Annotated in this window: 5 protein-coding genes and 1 pseudogene; all 6 read right to left on the bottom strand. The window is 52.7% G+C overall.

Annotated features, from left to right (window positions below; translation table 11 throughout):
- Positions 1–64 precede the first annotated feature (64 nt).
- The 6 genes and pseudogenes from ABIE29_RS04025 to ABIE29_RS04050 all read right to left on the bottom strand — a co-directional run bounded on the left by ABIE29_RS04025 (position 65) and on the right by ABIE29_RS04050 (position 24,991).
- Positions 65–19,429 (bottom strand): amino acid adenylation domain-containing protein, encoded by a 19,365-nt coding sequence (locus ABIE29_RS04025; RefSeq protein WP_429616938.1) that lies wholly within the window; start codon positions 19,427–19,429, stop codon positions 65–67.
- Between the two features lie 169 nt (positions 19,430–19,598).
- Complete coding sequence (gene macB / locus ABIE29_RS04030) at positions 19,599–21,545, bottom strand: macrolide ABC transporter ATP-binding protein/permease MacB (RefSeq protein WP_429616939.1); 1,947 nt, start codon at positions 21,543–21,545, stop codon at positions 19,599–19,601.
- Complete coding sequence (gene macA, locus ABIE29_RS04035) at positions 21,545–22,654, bottom strand: macrolide transporter subunit MacA (RefSeq protein ID WP_429616940.1); 1,110 nt, start codon at positions 22,652–22,654, stop codon at positions 21,545–21,547. The genes macB and macA overlap by 1 nt, the downstream gene beginning before the upstream one ends.
- A gap of 791 nt (positions 22,655–23,445) precedes the next feature.
- A pseudogene (locus tag ABIE29_RS04040) lies at positions 23,446–23,607 on the bottom strand (transposase); the annotation flags it as partial.
- Positions 23,608–23,859: 252 nt separating this feature from the next.
- Positions 23,860–24,432 carry a type 1 glutamine amidotransferase family protein gene (locus tag ABIE29_RS04045; RefSeq protein ID WP_429616941.1) on the bottom strand — a complete coding sequence of 191 codons (573 nt, stop codon included), beginning with the start codon at positions 24,430–24,432 and terminating at the stop codon, positions 23,860–23,862.
- A gap of 136 nt (positions 24,433–24,568) precedes the next feature.
- Positions 24,569–24,991 (bottom strand): RbsD/FucU domain-containing protein, encoded by a 423-nt coding sequence (locus ABIE29_RS04050; protein WP_429616942.1) that lies wholly within the window; start codon positions 24,989–24,991, stop codon positions 24,569–24,571.
- Positions 24,992–25,005: the final 14 nt, after the last annotated feature.

The raw sequence follows: 25,005 nt of genomic DNA on the forward strand, positions 1-25,005 counted from the left end.
TTTAGCCCTTCACCGACAACATGCTGGGCAGGTAATAGAACCCCTGCCCAGCGCCAAGAAAGAATTAGCGGATATGGCTAATCAACTCATCCTCCCTTTCTAGCAAGGTAAAGTGACTGGCTGCTATTTCAAACAGCTGAAGTTGGTCGATATTTTCAACACCAGTATCAATGTTGTTAAACCGATATTGCTGGTATTCCTCATTATCTATCTCCTCTGTCGCCTTAAACAACACGAGCTGCGTATGTTTTAACACGGCAGAAAGTGGCTGTGCATTCAACATCTTATCGCTTATGGCAACCGATTCGACATTATGTCTTAAATAATGTGGGATTTGTAACCGCTCCATCATAGAGTCCAGGTTAAAGGATGAATCATTACGCAGATAATGATCTTCGCTTAACAACCAGGTATCCAGCAGATAGACAGTGATCGCCTTAACCCCACGCGCTTCTAAATTAGCCGCGATCTCCAGTGCAATCTTCCCGCCCAACGACCAGCCTAATAAAGTGACCGGTTGGGTGATATCAAGAACGCGATCGATATGCTCCAGATAGAAACGTGCCAATTCATCAAGCCGCTCGACCTTCTGCTCATGATAGAAGTTATATGAGTCAACCCCATAACAACAGTAGCGCTCACTCAACCTATTGGCCAAGGATTGGTAGACCGAACTGTTCCCCATCCCAGGGTGAACCATAAACATCTGTGGTTTTTGCGTTACCGTACTAAATGGCACTATCACCTCAAAGGACTTCCCTTGAGCCTGTACAATGGCTTGCGATAACTCGCTTAGGGTGCGCGCATTGATAATATCAAGCAGACGTATTTTAACCCTCAGCACCTGGTTAATCCGGTTGTTCAGCCTCATCGCCAGGATGCTGTTGCCGCCCAACGCAAAGAAGTTATCCTCCATGCTGATTGCCTCAAATGAAACTTGCAGCGTATCGGCGAGTAACTCACATAGCGTTTTTTCAACCTTGTTTTCCGGCGCCACGTAGGTCACGGAATGGGTTATTTGCGGCTCAGGTAACAACCTTCTGTTTAACTTACCGTTTGAGGTCACTGGCAGAGCCGTCAAATGAACGAATACGCCAGGCACCATATAATCTGGCAGGGTTTCCCGCAGATGAGCGCATAGCTTTTCGGTGGAAATTTCCTGCGCGGCAACATAATAAGCGACCAGATATTTATCGCTGCTGCCACGCTCACTGGCGATCACCACCGCATGATTCACGTCCGGATAGCTGGCCAGGCGCGTCTCGATTTCGCCCAGTTCAATACGGTAACCGCGCACTTTAACCTGGAAATCATTACGGCCCAGATATTGGATATTGCCATCGGCTAAATAGCGTACCACGTCGCCGGTTTTATACATCCGGCCATTGTAACCCCGTCGCTTTTCCTCACTGCCCTGGAATGGATTACTCAGGAAAACCTTATCCGTCAATGGCTTATTATTCACATAACCTCTAGCAACACCAACGCCACCAATGAATAACTCGCCAATAGCCCCCGGTGGAATGGGTTGCATTTGTGCATTCAGCACGTAGGCGGAAGTATTGTCTATCGGCTTACCGATTAACACATCCTTGATGGAGGGTGCGTTACAGTCGTAGAACAACACATCCACCGTTGCTTCCGTTGGGCCATAGAGATTATGGATCTGGCAATGTGGCAGTAAGCGCTGGCATTTTCTGACTTCACCCACGTTTAACGCCTCTCCGCTGCAAAAGAGATAGTTAAGGCTGCCCAGTTTTGCCTGCAATGCGCTCTGCCCCTCCAGGGTTTCAAGGAATGCCGATAGCATTGAAGGGACGAAATGGAGCGTCGTTACCTGTTGCTGTTCAATCAGTTCTGCCAGATAGACATTATCTTTATAGGCCTCCTGCGAGGCAAAAACGGTACAGGCCCCGAACCAGTTAGCCCAGAAAAGCTCCCACACTGAAACATCGAAGGTGTAGTTAGTCTTTTGCAAGATACGATCCTGCGCCGTGATCGGATATTGTTTGTGCATCCAGACAATACGGTTGATCACACTGTGATGCTCTAGCATGACGCCTTTAGGATTGCCCGTGGTCCCGCTGGTATAGATGATGTAAGCCAAATCGGTAGACCGCACCGATGAAGGCTGGTTTTCGCCTGGGTAGCGGGCAATTTCAGCTGACGTTTCCCGATCGGCGACATCAATAACGGTTCGGCCGGTTGCCGCTAGTGCAGCGGCTTTCTCATCGCCGGGATGTGCCGTCAAGATGATATCGATACCGGCGTTTTCCAGCATGTAGCTCACCCGGTCATCCGGTGCCAGCGGATCCAGTGGTACATAAGCGCCCCCAGCCTTGAGAATGGCCAGTATCGCGACCTGCATATGCTCAGAGCGGTTTAAACACAACGCCACCAGATCGCCAGTGCGGACAGCAAAGCGTTCTCTCAAGTAAACCGACAAGCGGTTAGCCCGTTCATTCAGCTGCCGATAGGTCAGGCTCACGCCCTCAAACACCAGCGCGATATTCTCTGGAGTCCTTGCGACCTGCGCCTCGAACATTTCGTGGATCGTCATATCCCGTGGGTAATCGCATTCGGTGCGGTTCCCCTGGCCGATGATTTGCTCGTATTGCACCGTATCCAGATACTGAAGCTCCGCAAGGGAACGCCCCTGCCTGCACAGCGTACCCAGTTGGCGCAGGATATGCTGGTAAGTGGCAATGTAGTTCCGCATCGTTTGCCCGTTGAACAGGGCCGTCGCATAGTTGAAGACGCCACCGATCGCCTCTTCACTGTCGTCCAGCATCACGGTCAAATCGAACTTCGCCGCCCGATACGCCCCTTCTTGCGCGTCATATTGCTCAAACAGGCTTTCTCCTTCGGTACGCCCCGCTGCCCCAAACGATTGGAGACTGAACATCACCTGGAATATCGGGTGCCTTGAACTGTCTTTTTCCGTTTTCAGTACTTCAACCAGCTTTTCGAAAGGCAGATCCTGGTGGTTATGCGCTTCACTGACCTGCTGCCCCGTTTCGCCAATAAATTCTCTGACCGTTTGGCTGACGTCTATCTGCCGTCTGAGGACCAGCGTATTGACGAACAGCCCCAGGGTGTCTTCCACCCCCGGGTAATGCCTGCCCGCTATTGGCGTCCCCAACACGATATCCTGCTGGTTACTGTAAACCCCCAGCAGCAGGTAATAACCACTCAGCAGTACCGTGTACAGGCTGACGTTCAACGAGGCGGCCAACGCCCGCAGCTCGGCACTGGTCTCTGCATCCAGCTGGAAGGTGATATCGTCGCCGCGATAATCCAATTGCAGTGGACGCACATGGTCCGTCGGCAGATTGAGCGGTTCATGATCCGCCAGTTGCCCATGCCAGTAGGCCAGTTGCTTGTCCAGCGTGGCACCTTGCAGGTGTTGGCGCTGCCACAGCGCAAATTCCCGGTACTGCACCGGCGGGGCCGGGAGTTCATTGCTCGCCTCTCCGATGAACACGCGGTAATAGTGCAGCAACTCTTTCAACAGCAGATCTACCGACCAGCCGTCAAACGCGATGTGGTGAATGACGATGCTGAAGTAGTGGCTCCCCGCCAGCGTATAACTGCTGGCTGCAATCGGGCACTCCTGCGCCAGATCAAATACCCGGTGCTGATGCTCATGCAGCCGCGCATGCAGCGCTTGCACGCTGTCGCATGTTTCGTGCGGTAGGGTCAGTGAGAATGTCTCTGCTGGCAGTATCTGTTGATACCCCTGCCCGTCGTCATCACACAGGATCAGGGTACGTAGCGCTTCATGACGCGCGATCACCTTCATCAGGGCCTGTGCCACTTTCTGCGGATCGGTACCGGCCTGCAGCTTGAGCGTAAGCGGGATGTTGTAGGCGTTGCTGCCTTCTTCATAACGGTCGATAAACCACAGGCGCTCCTGGGCAAACGACAGCCGCTGCTCCTCAGGCCGGGCGATCGACGGTGCCTGGATGATCTGGCTACCCTGTGCGGTATTATCAATAAATGCCGCCAGCGCACGGATGGATCTCAGGCGGAACAGGTCAGAGACATGCACGCTTTTTTCTAACGCGCGGGTCAAACGGCTCACCAGCTTGATCGCCAGGATACTGTTGCCCCCCAGGCGATAGAAGTCGTCCAGCACGCTGAGGCTGTCCTGCGGAATGGCGAGCAGCTCGGCGAAGACCTCGGCCAGTTGCTGCTCGGTCGCCGTCTCTGGTGCCACCCGGTCTGCCTGCACCTCAAACGTCGGGACCGGCAAGGCGGCACGATCGACCTTGCCGTTGACGGTCATCGGTAGCGACAGCAGGTGAACCAGGGCAGACGGTACCATGTAGTCCGGCAGAACCTGTTGCAGATGGGCGCGCAACGTCTCCTGTTCCAAGGGGGCCTGCGCGACGTAGTACGCCGTCAGATGGGTATGCCCCGCCGGATTCTCGCTCGCCAGGACCAGTGCCTGCTGGATGGCAGGATGCTCGATCAGCCGGGCTTCGATCTCCCCCGGCTCAATACGGAAGCCACGGATCTTGACCTGGAAGTCATTGCGGCCCAAATATTCGATATTACCGTCCGGCAGGTAACGGCCCCGGTCCCCGGTTTTGTAAAGGCGGGCGTTTTCACCACGGTTGCGCTCGGCGTCACTGCGGAACGGATTGGCAATAAACGCATCCGCTGTCGCCTGCGGGTTATTCAGATAGCCGCGCCCAACGCCAGCACCACCGATATACAGCTCACCAATCGCACCTTGTGGGACGGGGCGCAGGTGGCGATCCAGCAGATAGACGCAAACGTTGTTGATCGCCTTGCCGATATTGGTATTGGCATCACCAGGTTGATAGATCCGCGCCGTCGCCCAAACGGTGGTTTCGCTAGGCCCGTAACCGTTGATCAAACGGACTCCGGCCTCACAGTAGCGGTCAATCATCGCCGCATCGATACACTCCCCGCCAACGACCAGCGTGGACAGTTCCAGAAGTTCATTTTGTGCCAGTAACGCCGGAGGAATAAAGGCGAAATCGATAGCGTGATCCCTGATATAGGCAGAGAGCGCGATAAAGTCGAGACGTTGGTGTTCTGCCAGAATATGCAGGCAATGGCCATTCAACAAGGCACAGAAGACATCCAGCGCATGGGCATCGAAAACATATTCCGAGTACCACAGCGTGTTTAGCCTGGCAGCCTGCTCATGGCCCGTAGGCATACCTAACAGGTCTGACTGCCCTTGCGCCAGGTTGATTAACGAGTGATGTTCAATCATCACCCCTTTTGGCCGGCCAGTGGTGCCGCTGGTATAGATGATATAAGCCAAATCGTCTGGCTGCGTGCGTGACGGTACATTGCTGTCGTCGAGCTGCGCCAGCCTGTTGGCCAGTTGCGGGTTATCAATATCCAGCAGAGGAAAACCACAGCCAGCGATGCGTGCACCATAATGCTGCTGCGTCAGGATCAACACCGGTTTAACGTCGTCGACCAGCAGACTCAAGCGCTCCAACGGTGCCTGAGGGCTAATCGGGACATAGGCCGCCCCGGCCTTGAGCACGGCCAGCATGGCAATGACCATATGGGCCGACTTATCAAAATAAAGGGCAATCGCGCTGTCAGGCTGTATCGCAAAGTTCGCCTGCAGGTAAGCCGCCAACTGGTTCACCCGCTGATTTAACTCGCGATACGTCAACCGCGTATCCTGATACACCAACGCCAAAGCATCCGGCGTTCTGGCGGCCTGCGCTTCAAACATCTGACCGACCAGTTTATTTCGCTCCACGGCAACCTGAACCCGCGGCTGGTTTGCTACCAGCTGCGTATAGTCGTCCTTCGTCAGCAGCGATAACGCCTGGGGCCCCATGGCAGGGTCCGCGATCAGTTGCTGTACGGTGAGCCGTATTCCTTGCAGCACGCCTTCAATGGCCGAACGGCTGAACAGCTCGCCTGCATAGTTGATCTTGAACTCAATCCGTCCATCCTGTTCATACACCATGATGCCCAGCGGGTAATCCAGTTTTTCATCACTGTCCTCAAACTCGAGTTTGAACAGGCTCTCGCCGTTATCGGCAGGCACCGGATAGTTTTCAAACACGAATAGCGAGTTGAACAGACGGACCCCCGCCTTTTGCAGTGTGATCAGGCTGATATTGCTGTAGCTATTGATGTCATTAATATGGGCCTGCAGGCGTTTGACATTCTCGATGATCGCCTCATCGGTGTGTGCCAGAACGACAGGCAACGTATTGATATATAACCCAACAGAGCGCTCTATCTCCTCCACCGGCAGGTTACGGCCAGACACCGTCATACCCACGATCGTCACGTCCGCATGGCTATAAAGGCTGAGCTGTTGGTGCCAGCAATACTGCATCAGCGCATTCAACGTCACGCCATGCTGCCGCGAGAGCGCCTTCAACCCGTGGTAAAGCTCACCGGCCAATGCGGTCGACACGCTCTGGGGGTCTTGCAGGTGTTTATATTCACTTAAATTGACGTGTTTCATCTCCGGCTTTAGCAGGCCGGTGAGATTCTCTTGCACCTCCAAACCACCCAGATAGTTTTGCCAGAACTGCTCGGTTTCCTGGCTAACCGTCTGTAGCAATGCCTGCGCCTCCAGATAGCTTTGGTCTGCGGCTTGCTCCGGCGCGCTTCCCTGTTGCAGGGCCAGATAATTCTGGTGCACGTCATTGAGCAAGATCGGCAGGCTCCAGCCGTCCAGAATCGCGTGATGGTTATTAAACAGACAAATGTAGTGATCGACCGCGCACTTAACGAGATACAGTCGGAATAACCCTTTAGCAGACAAATCGAAATGGGTTTGCTGATCCTGCTTGATGAGTTCAGCCACGGTGCTTGCTCGTGCACGTTCGTCCTGATCACTGATATCGATAAACTGCCAACCAAAGGTGCCGTGCTTATCGACAATCTGCACAAACTCTTCCTGCCAGGAGAATCTTAGCCGCAGCGCCGGATATTTCGCCTGGCTGCATTGCCACGCCCGTTTTAACAGCTCGACATCCAACGTATTGCGATAGTGCCAGACCATTTGAGTACGATAGGCGTTGTCGATATCGCCTTGCAGTACGTAATGATAAATAAACCCTTGTTGCAGGCTGTTAGCCGGATAAATCGCCACCACCTCTTCATCCTGCTGGAGGTGCGCTAACAATTCACCGGAGACCACGCCATTAACATCAGACTCGGTGAGATAAGAGCGAGATGACCGCTTAAGCTCATCGATCAACTGGATTAACCGCTGGCGATAAGTCGTGGCGAACAGTTCGAGCTGCTCCGGGCTGAGATCACCCTCGACCAGGAACTGTAATTGGCCATTGAGCACACCGCCGTTCAGCGCTAAAAAGTCCGTTGTGCGGTTATTCGCTGATAATGCCGACCCCGTAGATTCCTGAACAAACGCCCACTCGCCATCCCGTTCATCACCATCAAACTGGCCAAGGTAGTTGAAGGTCACTGCCGGCAATGCCTGCGCATCATAGCCAACCAACACGCCATAGCCTAAGCCATGGTGAGGAGGGGTTCGCAGCCTGTCTTTAATCAGCGGTAAATTGCGTACAAGATCACGATGCTCAACACGCAGATTGACCGGATACATGCAGGTAAACCAACCGACGGTATTGTTGATATCCACATCGTCAAACATCGCCTCTCTGCCATGCCCTTCCAGCAGGACATACTGGCTGTCACCGCCAACCACTTGCGACAACGCATCCGCCAGTACGGTCAGCAGAATATCGTTCACCTCGGTGTGATAAACATGATGAAGGTCTCGCAACAGACAACCGGTTTGCTGTTGCGACAGGCTTATCATCTTACGATTGAGCGTCCCCACACGATGGGCGTCCAAACGCTGGTGCCAGGCGTCCAAATCCGTGGTCAGGTTCTCCCAGTAATGCCTCTCATCCCCATGGTTGTTCACGGCAACGGCTGGGTAGTTTTGCAGTGAGTTGACCCATTGGCGGTAACTCGTGCCTTTCTGGCCCAGGATAGTTTGCGCATCAACTGTCGCATCAAGGTTATCGCCTTGTGCTGCAAAGAACTGGTAAAGCGTGCGTAAGTCGTGGTTAATAATCCGCCAGCTGACCGCATCAATATTGAGATGGTGTACCGCCACATGGATACGCGCAGTCTCGTCAGCGTAGCCTGCAATATAACCGATATGGAACAGTGGCCCTTCTGCCAGGCAAAAACGGTTCTGCCAGGCCGTCAACTGCGCATCGAGCTGAACGGCTGTGAAATCCTGTTGATTGATCGCATCAAATGGCAACGTCGCTATCGTTTGACGGTAGTGGCCGACAGCGGCATCTTTCGGGTAAACGGCACGCAAAATATCATGATATTCAACCAGTTTAGCCACGCTCAAACGCAGTAACTCGACATTTAACGTTGGCACTTTGACCATAAATGCCTGGTTCCAATGCCCAGCATCAGGCAATTTCCCCGACTCTACGGCCTGGAAGAACCAGCGCTGGATCGGCGCCAAGGGTAGCTCATCCGCCAGCATACCCGCCTCTGACTGGATAACCGGCATATTGTCACCCTGACGTTGCAGCAGGTAAGTGCTCAATGCTTTGGCCGTTCTGTGGGCAAAGATATCTTTCACCGTGAGATGGTGGCCAGATAACTTTTTGAGTTTATTCGCCAGCTGGATACTGCTGATACTGTCCCCGCCTAAACGGAAGAAATCATCGGTGATCCCTACCGCATAATCCTTAAGCTGTAATACCTCCGCAAATACGCGACAGATCAGCATTTCACTCTCGTTGGCTGGGGCCACGTAGTTCGCCTCATCCGTTAATATCGGCAGAGGTAAGGCTTTGCGATCCAACTTATTGTTCATGTTCATCGGCAATGCCGTTAAATGAACAAACGCCGTAGGGATCATATAGGCAGGTAAACGCTGTTGCAGATGCTCAGACAGCACATCTGCTGGCAATGCGTCTGGCGCAACATAATAGGCCACCAGGTACTTTTGCCCCGAGTCATGCTCCAGCGCCAGGACCACTACCTGTTCAATCTGTGGATATTGGGTCAGACAACTTTCGATTTCGGCCAATTCGATCCTGAAGCCACGGATCTTCACCTGGGCATCATTACGCCCAATATAGTCAATCTTACCGTCGTTCAGGTAACGGACTAAATCGCCCGTTTTATACAGCCGATCGTGACGCCCTCGCGCTTTATCTTCATCACTTTGCAATGGATTGACGATAAACGCCTGATGAGTCGCCTCAGGGTTATTTAAATAGCCACGACCTACACAGTCACCACTGATATAGAGTTCACCCACGGCACCCGCAGGGAGCGGCCGTAGACAACCGTCCAGAATATAAGCGTCAGCATTGCCTATCGGCCGGCCAATGATGGTATTGCTATCGCCCGTTTGGTAAACGTTCCTGGTGACAAAGACTGTGGTTTCCGTTGGGCCATAGCAGTTAACTATTTTTACCCCCTGAGCGCTATAGCGCTCTATCACGCTGCTACTGGCCACCTCTCCTCCCAGGATTAGCGTGGAAAGCCCCAGTGTTTCATTGTTATTTAGCAGCGCAGGAGGTACAAAGCCGATATCAATAGCATGTTGTTTAATGTAGGCAGCAAGCGCACCGAAATTCAAACGTATCTCTTTAGACAAGACATGTAAGCAATGGCCGGTCAGCAACGGGCTGAACACATCCAGGACATGCGCGTCAAAGGTATAATTTGAATAGAAAAGGTAATTTTTTGTCGGCTCGCCAACCTGACAGATCTCAGTGCCAAAGATACTCCGTTGCGCCTCCACAAAATTGGCGACAGAATGATGCTCAATCATCACCCCTTTAGGGGTTCCCGTCGTCCCGCTGGTATAGATGACATAAATCAGATTGTCAGGTTTGGTTTGGGTTGCCACGTTAGCCACCTGGTGGCTGGCAGCCTGCGCTATCAACTCAGGATCGTCCACGCACAGCAGCGCCGTCTTCTGTGGATCAATCAGCTTGGCCAGCGTCTCTTGCATGCCCAACTCCGTCAGAATAACGCGGGAATCAATATTTTCTATCGTCCAGAGCATTCTCTCCGCGGGCATATCGGGGCTAAGAGGTACATAGGCGGCCCCAGCTTTCAACACCGCCAGGATACTCACGATCATGCGTTCCGATCTTTCCAGGCAAAGCCCGATCAGATCGTCCGGTTGTAAAACAAACTGTGCTCTCAAGTAAGCCGCCAACCGGTTGGCGCGTTCATTCAACTGCCGATAGGTCAGGCTCACGCCCTCAAACACCAGCGCGATATTCTCTGGGGTTCTTGCGACCTGCGCCTCGAACATTTCGTGGATCGTCATATCTCGTGGGTAGTCGCATTCGGTGCGGTTCCCCTGGCCGATGATTTGCTCGTATTGCGTCGTATCCAGGTACTGAAGCTCCGCAAGGGAACGCCCCTGGCGGCACAGCGAACCCAGTTGGCGCAGGATATGCTGGTAGGTCGCAATGTAGTTCCGCATCGTTTGCCCGTTGAACAGGGCCGTCGCATAGTTGAAGACGCCACCGATCGCCTCTTCACTGTCGTCCATCATCACGGTCAAATCGAACTTCGCCGCCCGATACGCCCCTTCTTGCGCGTCATACTGCTCAAACAGGCTTTCTCCTTCGGTACGCCCCGCTGCCCCAAACGATTGGAGACTGAACATCACCTGGAAGATCGGGTGCCTTGAACTGTCTTTTTCCGTTTTCAGCACTTCAACCAGCTTTTCGAAAGGCAGATCCTGGTGGTTATGCGCTTCACTGACCTGCTGCCCCGTTTCGCCAATAAATTCTCTGACCGTTTGGCTGACGTCTATCTGCCGTCTGAGGACCAGCGTATTGACGAACAGCCCCAGGGTGTCTTCCACCCCCGGGTAATGCCTGCCCGCTATTGGCGTCCCCAACACGATATCCTGCTGGTTACTGTAAACCCCCAGCAGCAGGTAATAACCGCTCAGCAGTACCGTGTACAGGCTGACGTTCAACGAGGCGGCCAACGCCCGCAGTTCGGTACTGGTCTCTGCATCCAGCTGGAAGGTGATATCTTCGCCGCGATAATCCAATTGCAGTGGACGCACATGGTCCGTCGGCAGATTGAGCGGTTCATGGTCCGCCAGTTGCCCATGCCAGTAGGCCAGTTGCTTGTCCAGCGTGGCACCTTGCAGGTGTTGGCGCTGCCACAGCGCAAATTCCCGATACTGCACCGGCGGGGCCGGGAGTTCATTGCTGGCTTCTCCGGTGAACACGCGGTAATAGTGCAGCAACTCTTTTAACAGCAGATCTACCGACCAGCCGTCAAACGCGATGTGGTGAATGACGATGCTGAAGTAGTGGCTCCCCGCCAGCGTATAACTGCTGGCTGCAATCGGGCACTCCTGCGCCAGATCAAATACCCGATGCTGATGCTCATGCAGCCGCGCATGCAGCGCTTGCACGCTGTCGCATGTTTCGTGCGGTAGGGTCAGTGAGAATGTCTCTGCTGGCAGAATATGTTGATACCCCTGCCCGTCGTCATCACACAGGATCAGGGTACGCAGCGCTTCATGACGCGCGATCACCTTCATCAGGGCCTGTGCCACTTTCTGCGGATCGGTACCGGCCTGCAGCTTGAGCGTAAGCGGGATGTTGTAGGCGTTGCTGCCTTCTTCATAACGGTCGATAAACCACAGGCGCTCCTGGGCAAACGACAGCCGCTGCTCCTCAGGCCGGGCGATCGACGGTGCCTGGATGATCTGGCTACCCTGCGCGGTATTATCAATAAATGCCGCCAGTGCCCGGATGGATCTCAGGCGGAACAGGTCAGTGACATGCACACTTTTTTCTAACGCGCGGGTCAAACGGCTCACCAGCTTGATCGCCAAAATGCTGTTGCCCCCCAGGCGATAGAAGTCGTCCAGCACGCTGAGGCTGTCCTGCGGGATGGCGAGCAGCTCGGCGAAAACCTCGGCCAGTTGCTGCTCGGTCGCCGTCTCTGGTGCTACCCGATCTGCCTGCGCCTCAAACGTCGGGACCGGCAAGGCGGCACGATCGACCTTGCCGTTGACGGTCATCGGTAGCGACAGCAGGTGAACCAGGGCAGACGGTACCATGTAGTCCGGCAGAACCTGTTGCAGATGGGCGCGCAACGTCTCCTGTTCCAAGGGGGCCTGCGCGACGTAGTACGCCGTCAGATGGGTATGCCCCGCCGGATTCTCGCTCGCCAGGACCAGTGCCTGCTGGATGGCAGGATGCTCGATCAGCCGGGCTTCGATCTCCCCCGGCTCAATACGGAAGCCACGGATCTTGACCTGGAAGTCATTGCGGCCCAAATATTCGATATTACCGTCCGGCAGGTAACGGCCCTGGTCCCCGGTTTTATAAAGGCGGGCATTTTCACCACGGCTGCGCTCGGCATCACTGCGGAACGGATTGGCAATAAACGCGTCCGCTGTCGCCTGCGGATTGTTCAGATAGCCGCGCCCAACGCCAGCGCCACCGATATACAGCTCACCGATTGCCCCCTGTGGGACGGGGCGCAGCTGTTCGTCGAGTATATACAGCTGGGTATTACTGATTGGCTGACCGATGGGTACGGTGTAATCAAACGCCTGCGACGCCGTATTAGTCAAATAGGCCGTGGCGTAGGTTGTCGTTTCCGTCGGCCCGTAAACATGCACCAACTTGACCTGCGGATAAAGCGTTCTAAAACGATTAACATGGTTAACGGACACCTGCTCACCGCCGAACAGCAGGTAGTTCAATTGCTGCAAACCAGGCAGTTCAGCATCCACCAGCGTATTAAAGAAGGCGGTCGTGGCAAAGAAATTGCTGATCTGACGATCGACAATAAGCTGAGAGAGACGGTCTAAGTCCAGGATATTTGGCTTATCGGCAATCACCAACACGGCGCCATTTAACAACGCGCCAAAGATGTCATAAATGGAGGCATCAAACTGATAGCCAGAAATACCAAGAATGCGATCCTGTTCACCGATCTCAACATAATTGGGATTAATCACCAGCCGGTTCACACAGCGTTGCTCTATCAACGTCCCTTTAGGATATCCCGTCGTGCCACTGGTATAAATGACATACGCCAGATCGTGGGGGCCGGTATTGCTGCATGGGTTATCTGTTGCACAGCGCGCCAAACGCGCGGTGGTTTCCGGTGCGTCAAGAGGGATAAGCATGGCGCCGGGTGCCATCTGGTCTAGCCTTTGCAAAGCCTGCCGTTGGCAAAGCACCGCTTTTACCTTGGCATCCGCAATAATATAGCCATTGCGCTCATCGGGGGAATCCGGATCCATCGGCACATAGGCAGCGCCCGCTTTCAGTATGGCCAGAATGCCAATGACCAACTGCTCACTGCGCTCAAGATAGAGACCCACGAGATCGTTGGCGCGCAGCTGGCAACATTGCTGCAAATAGTGCGCTAGCTGGTTCGCCTGTTGATTTAACTGTGCATACGTTAACACCACGTCGTTAAATTCTACGGCGACGCTGTCTGGTGAGGCGGCCACGCGAGCTTCAAACAGTGCGGCGAGGGTTTTATCATGCTCGTAGGGCCTGCGGGTATCATTCCACTGGTGGATCATCGTTTGATACTGCGCCGCCTGTAGATAAGGCAACTCGGTTTGAGACTGAGAGGCACCCTGAACAATATTTTCTACCAGCGTCCTCATCGTGTTCAGCAGTTGTTCGATCAACACGTCGTCAAACAGTTCACCGGCATAATGCAGGCTCAACGCCAGATGTTGCTGTTCCAACACGGTCACCACCAACGGATAATCTTGCTTCTCGTTAGCACTGCCGAAACGTAGCCGTAAATCGCTATCGATGTCCCCAGTGGGCATTGGGTAGTTTTCAAAGACAAACAAAGAGTTGAACAGGCGTTTTCCTGCCGGTTGTAGCTCAGCCAGATTGACATGGCTGCGGGTATTCGCCTCGTTGATCGCGTCCTGCAGGTTTTGAATAGCCGTGAGGATCGACACAGAAGCCTGATGATCGACGATCAGCGGCAGTGTGTTGATCAATAATCCTACCGTTTGATCCACGCCATCCACGGGCAGGTTACGGCCTGAAACCACCGTGCCAACGATGCTGGCCGCATTGCCAGAATAAATACTGAGCACTTTGTGCCAGCAATATTGCAATAGCGCATTAAGGGTTATCGCGTTCTCGGCGGTGAACGATTTCAGCTGTTGGTAACAAGGTTCATCAAACATCAGCTGCTGTGTTTTCGACGTTTTAATGTGTTTATATTCATTTAACTGAACGTGCTTCGCCTGCCCGCACAGCAAGATATTTAAATCTTCGGGTTCATCCTGTGGTGCCAGATAGTCCCGCCAGTACGGTAAATGCTCGCTTTTGTGCGACTGTATATAGCGCTGTACCTGGTGGAAACCGTGGTCACCTTCCTGCTTCAACGTTTCACCACGCAACAGCGCCAGATAGAATTTATGCACCGCTTCAATCAGTAGCGGGTTACTCCAGCCATCCATGATGGCGTGGTGGCAGCTGAAAATGCAGCGATAACGATCATCCGCATTTTTGACCACATAGACACGGAAGATCCCGCTGATAGACAAATCGTAAGGCCGTGCTCGATCCCGGGCAGATAAATCAGAGAAGAAGGCTTGCTGTTGGTGCTCGCTTTTTTCACTGAGATCAAAGAAATGCCAGTTCAGTGCGGCATGGGCATCAACAATCTGCAGCAACTCTTCATCCCAATTAAACCGCAGGCGGAGCGTTGGATAATGCTGCTGAGCATGTAACCATGCCTGCTTCAGACAGGTGATATCGAGCGCATTGTCATAGTCCCAGAACATCTGGGTATGGTAGGCATCGTCGACTTCACCCTGCGATAGCGCGTGGTAAATAAAGCCTTCCTGCAAACTATTGGCCAGATACACCGACTCCAGCTCGGTATCACGCTGCAGAGCGTCAAGTGTTGCTTGAGGTATTACCCCGTCAATATCTCGCGCGGTCAGATAAGTGCGGCTTTCCGCCATCAGGCGCTCAATAACGCCTGCAATCGCCCCCTGGTAACGGCTCGCCAGGTATTGCAATACTTCGTCTGCCAGGTAACCGGAGAAGCGTATTCTCAGTTCCCCTCCAACTACACCACAGTTGACGCTGAGCAGATGCGCTTCACCATTCTCATGCGCAACGGTTTGTCCGCTGTTTGTAGGGCTGAAGCACCATCCCTCCTGCTGCACCTCATCAAAGCGCCCTAAATAGTTAAAGCTAACCGGTGGCAGCAGGTCGGCGTCATACCCCATCAACGGCGCAAATCCAACGCCCCGGCGCGGGATCCCGCCAACGGTCTCTTTGACGGTCACGATCCGTTGACGCCAGTCTCCCTCGCTGGTTAAGCGTACCGGGTACATAGTGGTCAGCCAGCCTACCGTACGGTTGATATCGACGTTGATATCGAGTGCTTCTCGGCCATGGCCTTCCAACGTCAGGTACTGGGTATGCAGCCCGGTAAACTCATTGAGGATCTCAACGAAGCTCGCTAACAGAAGATCGTTAACCTGGGTATTGAACACATGATGCACCCCGCCCAACAGATGCTGCGTTAAGGTTTTGTTTAACGATAACTCGCGTTGGCTCAACGATGGCGAGGTGAAAAGCGGCGCTATCCGTTGGCGATAGTCACCAAGACCGCCAATCACAGTACGCCAATAAAGAGTTTCCTCATTGGCTCCCTGATGGTTGGCATAATCCTGTACCTGGGCAGCCCACTGACGATAACTGGTGGGTTTATCACCTAAAATCTCAACGGGATCGCTAATACCCGCCGCGTTTCCTTCCAGCGCGCGATAAATCCTTTCCAGATCCTGTTTGATGATATGCCAGCTTACCGCGTCCATAATCAGGTGATGAAAAGCAAAGTGCAGCTTCGCCCGTGGCACATTTTCGCTTGTTATATAGCCAATATGGCACAGCTTGCCGCCAAAGATATCAAACTCACTTTGCCACCGATCAAATAGCGCGATTTGTTGCTCGGCACTCACGGGTCTATCAATAACCGACAGCGGTATTTCGCCGACTTCTGGTTGGTAGTGCTGGCTGTAACCACCATCACTGTCATGCGCAAAGACCAGCCTCAGGGCATCATGATAGGCAAATAACAACGCCAGGCTCTTGTTGAGTATGCCAATATCCAACTGGGGAACATCCAGGACAAAGGATTGGTTCCAGTGCTGATAAGCAGAAAAAGTGCCCAGCTTGACCCGATCGAAGAACCACTGCTGGATCGGCAGCAACTGCGCAGGGCCGCTCAGCATCCCCGACTCGGAGAGATGTTTGATGTGATGTTCATCGCCGTCCAGCACGATATTCCGGGCAAGTAAACGAACGGTTTTACAGTCAAAAATATCTTTGACGCTGGCCGCCCCCCTCAACCTTTGACGGATCATTCTCACCATCTGAATAGCGCTGATACTGTCGCCGCCCAGCTTAAAGAAATCGTCATTAACGCCGACATGACCCGGCGCCTGGCCTAATATCTCACCATAGATCTGGCATAGCGCCATTTCCATCTCATCGGCAGGAGCGACATAGTCATCCTGCCCGCTCAGATCGGGCAGCGGTAATGCCGTACGGTTTAATTTACCGTTAACCGTCATCGGGAACGCCGTTAAATGAACATAGGCCAGCGGGATCATATAGTCAGGCAAAGCATCCGCCAGGTGCCCAATGATCTGCTCTTTGTCCAAGGCAACATCCGCAACATAGTAGGCAACCAACGACAGGGCTCCCGTCGGGAGCTTATGTGCAATGACCGCCGATTGGATAATCTGCGGAATTTGCACCAGTTGCATTTCAATTTCGCTTAATTCAATTCTGAAACCGCGGATCTTCAGTTGGGAGTCTCGCCTGCCAACATACTCAATGTGACCGTCGGCCAAGCGGCGGGCAAGATCGCCGGTTTTATACAGCCGTGCCGCTTCATTGCGCTGCTTTTGCCTGTCGCTCTGGAAGGGATTGGCGATAAAGGCACGCTCAGTCTGCTGCGTATCATTCAGATAACCCCGGGCCAGGCCAACGCCACTGATATAAAGCTCGCCGATCACACCGACGGGGACAGGTGTCAGGTGTTCATCTAAAACATGTACATCAAGATTCTGTAGCGGCAGGCCGATATTGAGGTTGCCATCGCCATTTTCGTAATAATGCAACGTCGCACAGACACTGCTTTCAGTCGGGCCATAGGCATTGATGACCGTGGTTCCCTGCGCACGATAGCGTTGCATAATCTCACGATTACAAGGTTCACCAGCAACGACCAGAGTAGAAAGCGCTAAAAGGGCGTTTTTATCCAATAATGCCGGGGGAATGGTGGCAATATCAATGCAAGCATCGGCAATATATTCCGCTAACGCGTCAAAATCCTTGCGCTTATTTTCCGGCAAAATATGTATCACATGGCCATTGGCAAGCGCCGTAAAGAGCTCAGAAACATGGGCATCAAAGACATAGGCGGCATACCAAAGACATTGCTTTACCGACTCCTCGCCAGGTGCCAAGCCAAACGCTTCGCCCTGAACCCGCGCCAGATTGATTAACCCCGCGTGTTCAATCATGACGCCTTTTGGCTTACCTGTCGTGCCGCTGGTATAAATAATATAGGCTAACTGGTGCAAATTTATGGCGACATCAAGGTTCTCTGACTGCCGCTGAGCAACCAGATCGCGCTGAAACTGCGGATTATCAACGGCAATAATCGGCACCTGCGGCAGCTCTGCAATCTCATTCAAATAGCTCACGCTGGCGCTATCGCCCAAAATTGCTTTAGCTTGTGTGTCCTGCAGAATAAAACTTAATCTGTTCCCGGCCTCGCCAGGGTTAAGCGGGACATAGGCGGCCCCAGTTTTGAGTATGGCAAGAATACATACGGGCATTGCTGCAGATTTTTCAAGGCACAGGGCGACGAAATCGTCGCTCTTAATTCGCAGTTCACACCTCAGGTAATCAGCCAGACGGTTGGCCTGTTGATTTAGCTGTTGATAGGTCAGTGTTTGATTACCAAAGACAACGGCGATGCGGGCTGGGTAAGTCGCGGCCATACGCTCAAATTGTTCGACAATCGAATGTTGAGGGACTTTAGCGCCAGCGCATACATGCTGGGTGTGGTGTGGCAGCTGCGCAATAAGCGTGATGGTATTTATTGGTGTGTCAACTTCACCTGCAAGCAGCTTATCAAGCGTATTAATAAACAGATCTTTATAGAGTTCGATAAAATTCTCAACCAATGAGACATCAAGGACGTTGCTATCAAACCTGACGCGATAGTTAATACCACTCTCTAATGCCTCCTGTTCAAACAGCAGTTGATTCACCAGGTCAATATGAAAATCGTGATTGGCCGACTCATCCATAATACCGCTAAAATGGGTGTGATGATCACGCAGGAAAGTTTGGGCAAAAGCGACATCCAATACACCCGTGGCTTCACCACAAGCCAGGATCTCATGGACAGGTAAATATTTGGCTTTTGTCTGTTTTAATGCTTTGTAATAACGATGAACACTGTCAATCACGCTACGGAGCGTCGCATCATCCGCAAAGCGATAATCGATAGCCAAGGTATTGATATGCGCGCCATACAACAGCTCCTTACCTTCAGAGATCGCCACCGGGTAAGCGAGCGCAACGGCTTTTTGCCCAGACATTTTGTGTAACAGCAGGGCCATGATCATTTGCCCGAACAGGTAAGTGGTCAACTTATACTTGCGCAGTAACCGCTTTACACGTCGGCTGATATCTTCATCAAAACCAAACAGTAACTCGCCGATCTGACGCCGGGTTGCAGCGGTTGCAAGCGGGCAGCCCGTTTGTAAAAAGCGTAAATCAACGCCTTCAAGATCGCCCAGACGCTCGCGCCAGAACTCACGCATTTGTTCGCCTTTTTCTTGCAAAAGCGTGGCGAAATTATGGCAAAGTTGCTGGTGCATAGCCCCCTGGTCCTGCAGCGATGGCACCTGATAGTCGATGCCATTATAGCGTTTACGCCACTTGTCCCAGATCTCTTCGGTACTGATGCCATCGACAACAATATGGTGAAAAATAAACAATGTACGGTATCGTTCTGCCCCAAGAGAAATTAAATGTATCCGTACCAGTGAATCCTTTCTCAAGTCAAAAGGAGCAGAGACTAACGCATAAATTTCTTCATCAGTTAACGGGGTGTCGTGATAGGTGACTAAATTGAAAATGGGTTCTCTCGGTACCCAAAAGGCGCCATCAGGCCCGTCATCAATGTTATGACGGGTAATAAAATGCTCGTTAAGCATTTGCTCAAAACTATCGTTATACTTTTTTTTGTCTATTGCGCCGACAATAGTATTGTCGATCACAATATTGTAATCACTGCGATCGGGATCTTGTAGCCACTCATAATAAAAAATTGTCTGGTAGGGGGTGAGCGTTATTTTTTCCATATTATTCTCCATAATTTTTTTACTCCTTGAGATATTTTATTTATAAATATTTTGGCTGGTTTGAGTCATAGCACGGCCAATACCGTAAGTATCGACTCACAGCAATAGGTATCACCTGAACGTTATTGTGCCGAGGGTTCAGCAGTGCTCGCGGATCAGGGTGAAATTATGGTTTGGCTGATTATTCCCGTGCCAATGCGTCAATGGGATCCAATCGCGCAGCGCTGCGCGCAGGGAGATAACCGAACACGACACCAATACCGGTGGAACACAGGAACGCACTCAGCAGAGCCACCGGCGGGAAGTTGATCTGCCAGCCCGGCATCGCCAACTGCACCAGCAAGCCGATGGTGACCGACAGCGCGATCCCTAAAATCCCCCCCACCAGGCAGACCAGCACCGCCTCAATCAGGAACTGTTGCAGAACGTCGCCGGAACGAGCACCTACGGCCATGCGGATGCCGATTTCTCGCGTTCTTTCGGTGACCGAGACCAGCATGATATTCATCACGCCAATCCCACCCACCACCAACGAAATCACCGCCACCAAGATCAGGAACAGTTGCAGCGTACGAGTAGTTTTCTCCGCCGTTTGCACCAGGCTGTCCATGTTGTAGGTAAAGAAGTCTTTTTTGCCGTGGCGCAGCGTCAATAGCCGCGTCAGTTGCTGTTCCGCCTCCTGGCTGTTATAGCCATCGCGAATACGCACGGTGATCGAATCGAAGTAGTCGTTGCCCATCAGGCGATTGGCCATCGTGGTATAGGGCACCCAGACGCTGAGCATCTTGCTGCTGCCAAACATGGTTTGCTTTTCCTTCGCCACCCCCACCACGGTCGCAGGCATATTGCCAATCAGGATCACCTCACCCAGCACGTTTTTTTGTTGCGGGAATAGTCGGCGCTGGGTGTTGGTATCGATCACCACCGTCTGCGTCTGGGACTCCACCTGCCTGACATCAATAGCCGTTCCCTGAGAAAACTCCATGCCGTACACCCGGAAAAACTGCTCGCTGACGCCCGCCACATTAGCCGCCACATCGATATTGCCAAAGCGCAGACGCATGCTGCTGCGAGTCATGGGGGAAAGCGCGCTGATATAAGGTTGTGCACGCAATGCGTTCAGATCGTCATATTTCAACGCTTGGCGGAGAGTTGGGTCATCGTCTCCGAAGTCTTTGCCGGGATAGACATCCACGGTGTTGGTGCCGATGGATTTGATCTCGGCCAATACCTGTTGTTGGACTGCATCGCCTATCACCAGGATCGAGATCACCGAGGCAATGCCGATGACGATCCCCAGCATGGTCAACAAGGTACGCATCTTGTTGGCCGCCATCGCCCACCAGGCCATCGACAACGCCTCCCGGAAACGGTCGGCCATCTGCCGCCAGGAAGGGGCTGGCGTGGCCAGTTCCAACGCTTTGGCCTGTGGCTTGCCCTGCGTCCGTGGCCGAGAATCGCCAATGATTTCGCCATCGTGGATTTCGATAATCCGCTCGGCTTGCTGCGCTACCGCCGGATCGTGGGTAACGATGATCACGGTGTGTCCCTGCTCGCACAGCTGCTTGAGGATCGTCATCACCTCTTTACCTGAGTGGCTATCGAGCGCACCGGTTGGCTCATCCGCCAGGATCACCTGGCCACCGTTCATCAATGCCCGCGCAATGCTGACACGCTGCTGCTGCCCACCGGACAGCTGGCTTGGCCGATAGGCGATACGTTCCCCCAACCCCAGGCGTTGCAGCAAGGCCGCCGCCCTGGCATGCCGTGCCGAGTTACTCATCCCAGCGTAAACGGCAGGCACCTCCACGTTATGCGCCGCACTCAGATGTGGCAGCAAATGATAACGCTGGAAGATAAAGCCGAAATGCTCGCGCCGCAGCTGGGCTAATGCATCGCCATTGAGCGTGGCTACGTCCTGCCCGGCCACGCGGTAAATGCCGCCGTTGGGTTTGTCCAGACAGCCGAGAATGTTCATCAGCGTCGATTTACCGGAACCGGAAGCCCCGATGATCGCCACCATCTCACCGGCATCTATCCGCAGGCTGACGCTTTTCAATACCTCCAGGGTTTGCTCGCCGGATTGATAACTACGCTGGATATCACTCAGTTCCAACAGTGCGGCCATCAGTTGTCCTCCACGCCGCCGCGGCTGACAATCACCTCTTCACCGGCTATCAATCCACTGACAATCTGCACATCCACATTGTTACGCATGCCGATCGTCACCTCCCGCAGCTGTTTCTGGCCCTGTTGCAGCACCGCAACGTGGTAACGGTTATCAGCGATCTGCTCCCCTAACGCTGTCAGCGGAATAACCAGCGCATCGCTGGCGCCAGCCAGTTGAATATGCACCTGCGCGGTCATTTGCAGGCGCAGCAACCCCTGCGGATTTGGCACTTCGAAACGCGCGTAATAAAAGATGGCGTTATTGACCTTCTCTGGGGTGGGTTGGATGTCTTTCAGCACACCCTCAAAGCGTTTGTTCGGATCGCCCAACACGGTAAACCAGGCTTTCAGCCCCGGCTTGAGGTGGATCACGTCCGCCTCGGAAACCTGGGCCTTCACCAGCATGGTGCTCATATCTGCCAGAGTCAGAATGTTGGGTGCCTGCTGTGCGGCGATCACCGTTTGGCCCTGTAAGGTGGTGATCTGCACCACATCACCGTCCATCGGCGCTTCAATGCGGGTATAGGCCAGATTGATCTTGGCGGTATCCAGGCTGGCCTGATTTTTGGCGATCTGCGCCCGGGTATTTGCCACCTGCGCCTTTTTCACCGCCATCTCGGTGGTCAATTTATCCAGATCCTGGCGCGATACCGCCTGCACCTTGGCCAATTCGCGGTTACGCTGCAAGGTGACCTCTGCCAGTTGCTGCTCCGCCTGCGCCTGTTGCAGCTGAGCTTGCAGTTGCTGTAGCGTGGCCTCGCCTTCGCGAATGCTGTTTTGGGCCTGTTGGGGATCGATAACGCCGAGCAGTTGGCCTTTGTGTACCTTATCGCCAATCTCGACCTTCAGGCTCTCTAGTTGTCCGCTGACCTGAGCCCCCACATCAACCTTACGTACCGCATCCAACTGGCCGGTCGCCAAAACGATCTGTTGAAAATCACGTTGGGTAACTTTAACCGTTTTAAACTCCGTAGGTAGCGGTTGGCTGAAATACCAATAGACCAGCATAGCAATTGCCACTAAAGCGCCGCCCCCTAGCAGCCTACGTTTTGTTCGTCCTTTTAACATATGAATATTTTTCCCTAGCTATTTCGTCTATTCCTGCCAATTTCTAGCCGCAAAGCTGCCATCGAATTAAACCATCATGTGAATCCATAACCCCCACCAAAGCCAATATGTGCAGCGAGCCTATTATTGATATTATTTATAACTTACTTCTATTTCATAATGCCTAAGCTATAAATAAAGCCATTTACCCATCCTTCTGGAATAGACTTTATCAAGACATAATGGCGCAAGCTGGATAGCAAAAACCGCTGCCCCCTAATCGCGTGCCAAACCTGTAGTGGGCCAATACGTTTAAATTGACATGAGCTATAATATAACTGATTGAAATTTTGAATGACAACCATTATTGAGTAATTTTTCTGATAGTTCAAATGGGATTCCCCCCACAAACACCAAAATATCTCTGCATTTCTTAATGAATATTCTTATTAATTAAGATATCACCAAACAAAAAACAAGAATAATCCCAACTAAATTTAAGATAGCATGACCATCTATCGCATGGCTGGAGAATTGAGTTATTCACACAGATTATTTATTGATGTGCACCCTTAGTGATTAAGATATAACTTAGCAAAAACAAGAAATATCTTAAGTTAATTTAATTTGATTTAATTTAAGACAATATGACCAAATGTCGCGTAACCGCAAAATTGAGTTATTCAGACAGATTATTCATAGCACCATCGTGCTGGCACCATTGATGCCAACACGATGCAGACCTCAACCAAGCATTTGAGGTGTCATAACCCCCGTCTGCTGAAGCCACCTTGATTTTCCGGTGGGTCTGCCGGATAAGACTCGGGAATGCAGACGGACTTGGCCTGCCTGCTGACGCAGGAATAATCCGAGCAACGAAGCGGGAGTTTCATTAACGTAAAAATAGAATCAGTGAATCCCTGAACGGCACGTAGTGTAAGTCGAAAGACGCGTTTGAGCATCAGTACAGTGGAGTTCGATTTATTCAACAAAGCCGGGGGAGGACACTATCTGCACGAACGGTCGTCAATCAATCTAGCGTGCTTGCCGCTACCACCAACGTTGCCGGCAGAAACCAATCTCATCTCTCCGGCACAATTAGTGGGGCTGCAAAGAAAAAACCACGCTTATGCAGCCTTGTCTGCGCACAAACAGCCAGCTCCTCTCGGCCAGAGAGAGCCTGTCTCCACGTGAGGTGGCTCTCGGAAGCTATTTATAACCGTGGGTTAATCTGACTTGCGGTGCTCTGCAGCATGCATCGCAAGGTAGGCATTGAGGTTTTCATCCCCCAGCCCCAAAGTACGCAAGATTGCGGCCATAAAGCTGACCGGTGCGGTACCCGGTGCCGTGATAACGCGCCGATCGGCGATAGCATAAGGCACATCCTGATAGTATTGCGCACCGCCATAGTTCAGGCTCAACAGGTTTTCTGCCGAATTAGAAGTATGGCGAACCACATCAAGCACGCCCGCCTGCGCTAATACGCGAGTACCATCGCAAATCCCCGCGACGATGGCGTTGCTTTGATAAGCCGCAGCAACCAAGGCGGTGATATCCGGTGCCTGTGCGGTTTGCCAGAGAGTGCCCCCACAGACAATCAGCAGATCGACGTCATCAGGCTGAATGGCTTCTATCGCCAGATGGGGGGAAACCAGCATGCCACCAGAAGAGGTGACCTGGGCTCCGCCAGGAGTGGCAAAACGGCAGTCAAAACCGTAGTACCCACGCCCCGTCGAATTGATCAAAGCGGTTTCCCAATCGGAAAAATTTTCAGTCAGGAGGGTAATAGCACGTATCATCGGGGTTTCCTCGTCGGTGATGGGGAGCAATTTTCCAGGATTTTCCTACCCATAAAAACCAAGCGTAACCTGCACTGTTGACAGTTTCTGTCAGTAGCCCACAGATGCACCTGCCACAAAGATAACCCGCATTCAATCAGTCAACGACAACCGGCGCTACGGTCAGCAGCAGGTTGGCAAAGCGCCGCATCTCACCACTGGCGATAACCAGTAATGTCTCCTGTGATTTTGCCGCATGATAGAAAGCCTCGCGGTTGAGATAATCGATGGGGCAACCGTCGGGCAGCAGTTGCTGATATTCGGCAGCGATGGTGTTGGTGAAGTCTTGCGGCCAGGCCATCATCGAGGCGTGTTCTACGTTAATGTGCTTGAGCACCTTTGCTAATATCACGCTGCTGGCGATCATACCGGGGGCCAGGTTCAGATAGACAATGGTGGCCTCTTTCGACGAGTTGGTGACGAACGAATAGTTGCCATCGGCGATGAGGATCTGGGTCTTATGCCCGCACAGCGCCAAGGCACCCAACAGTTGCGGATGAATAATATCGGCTTTGATCATGGTGTTTTCCAGCA

The organism is Serratia sp. 2723 (assembly GCF_050434425.1).
Classification (GTDB): Bacteria; Pseudomonadota; Gammaproteobacteria; order Enterobacterales; family Enterobacteriaceae; genus Chania.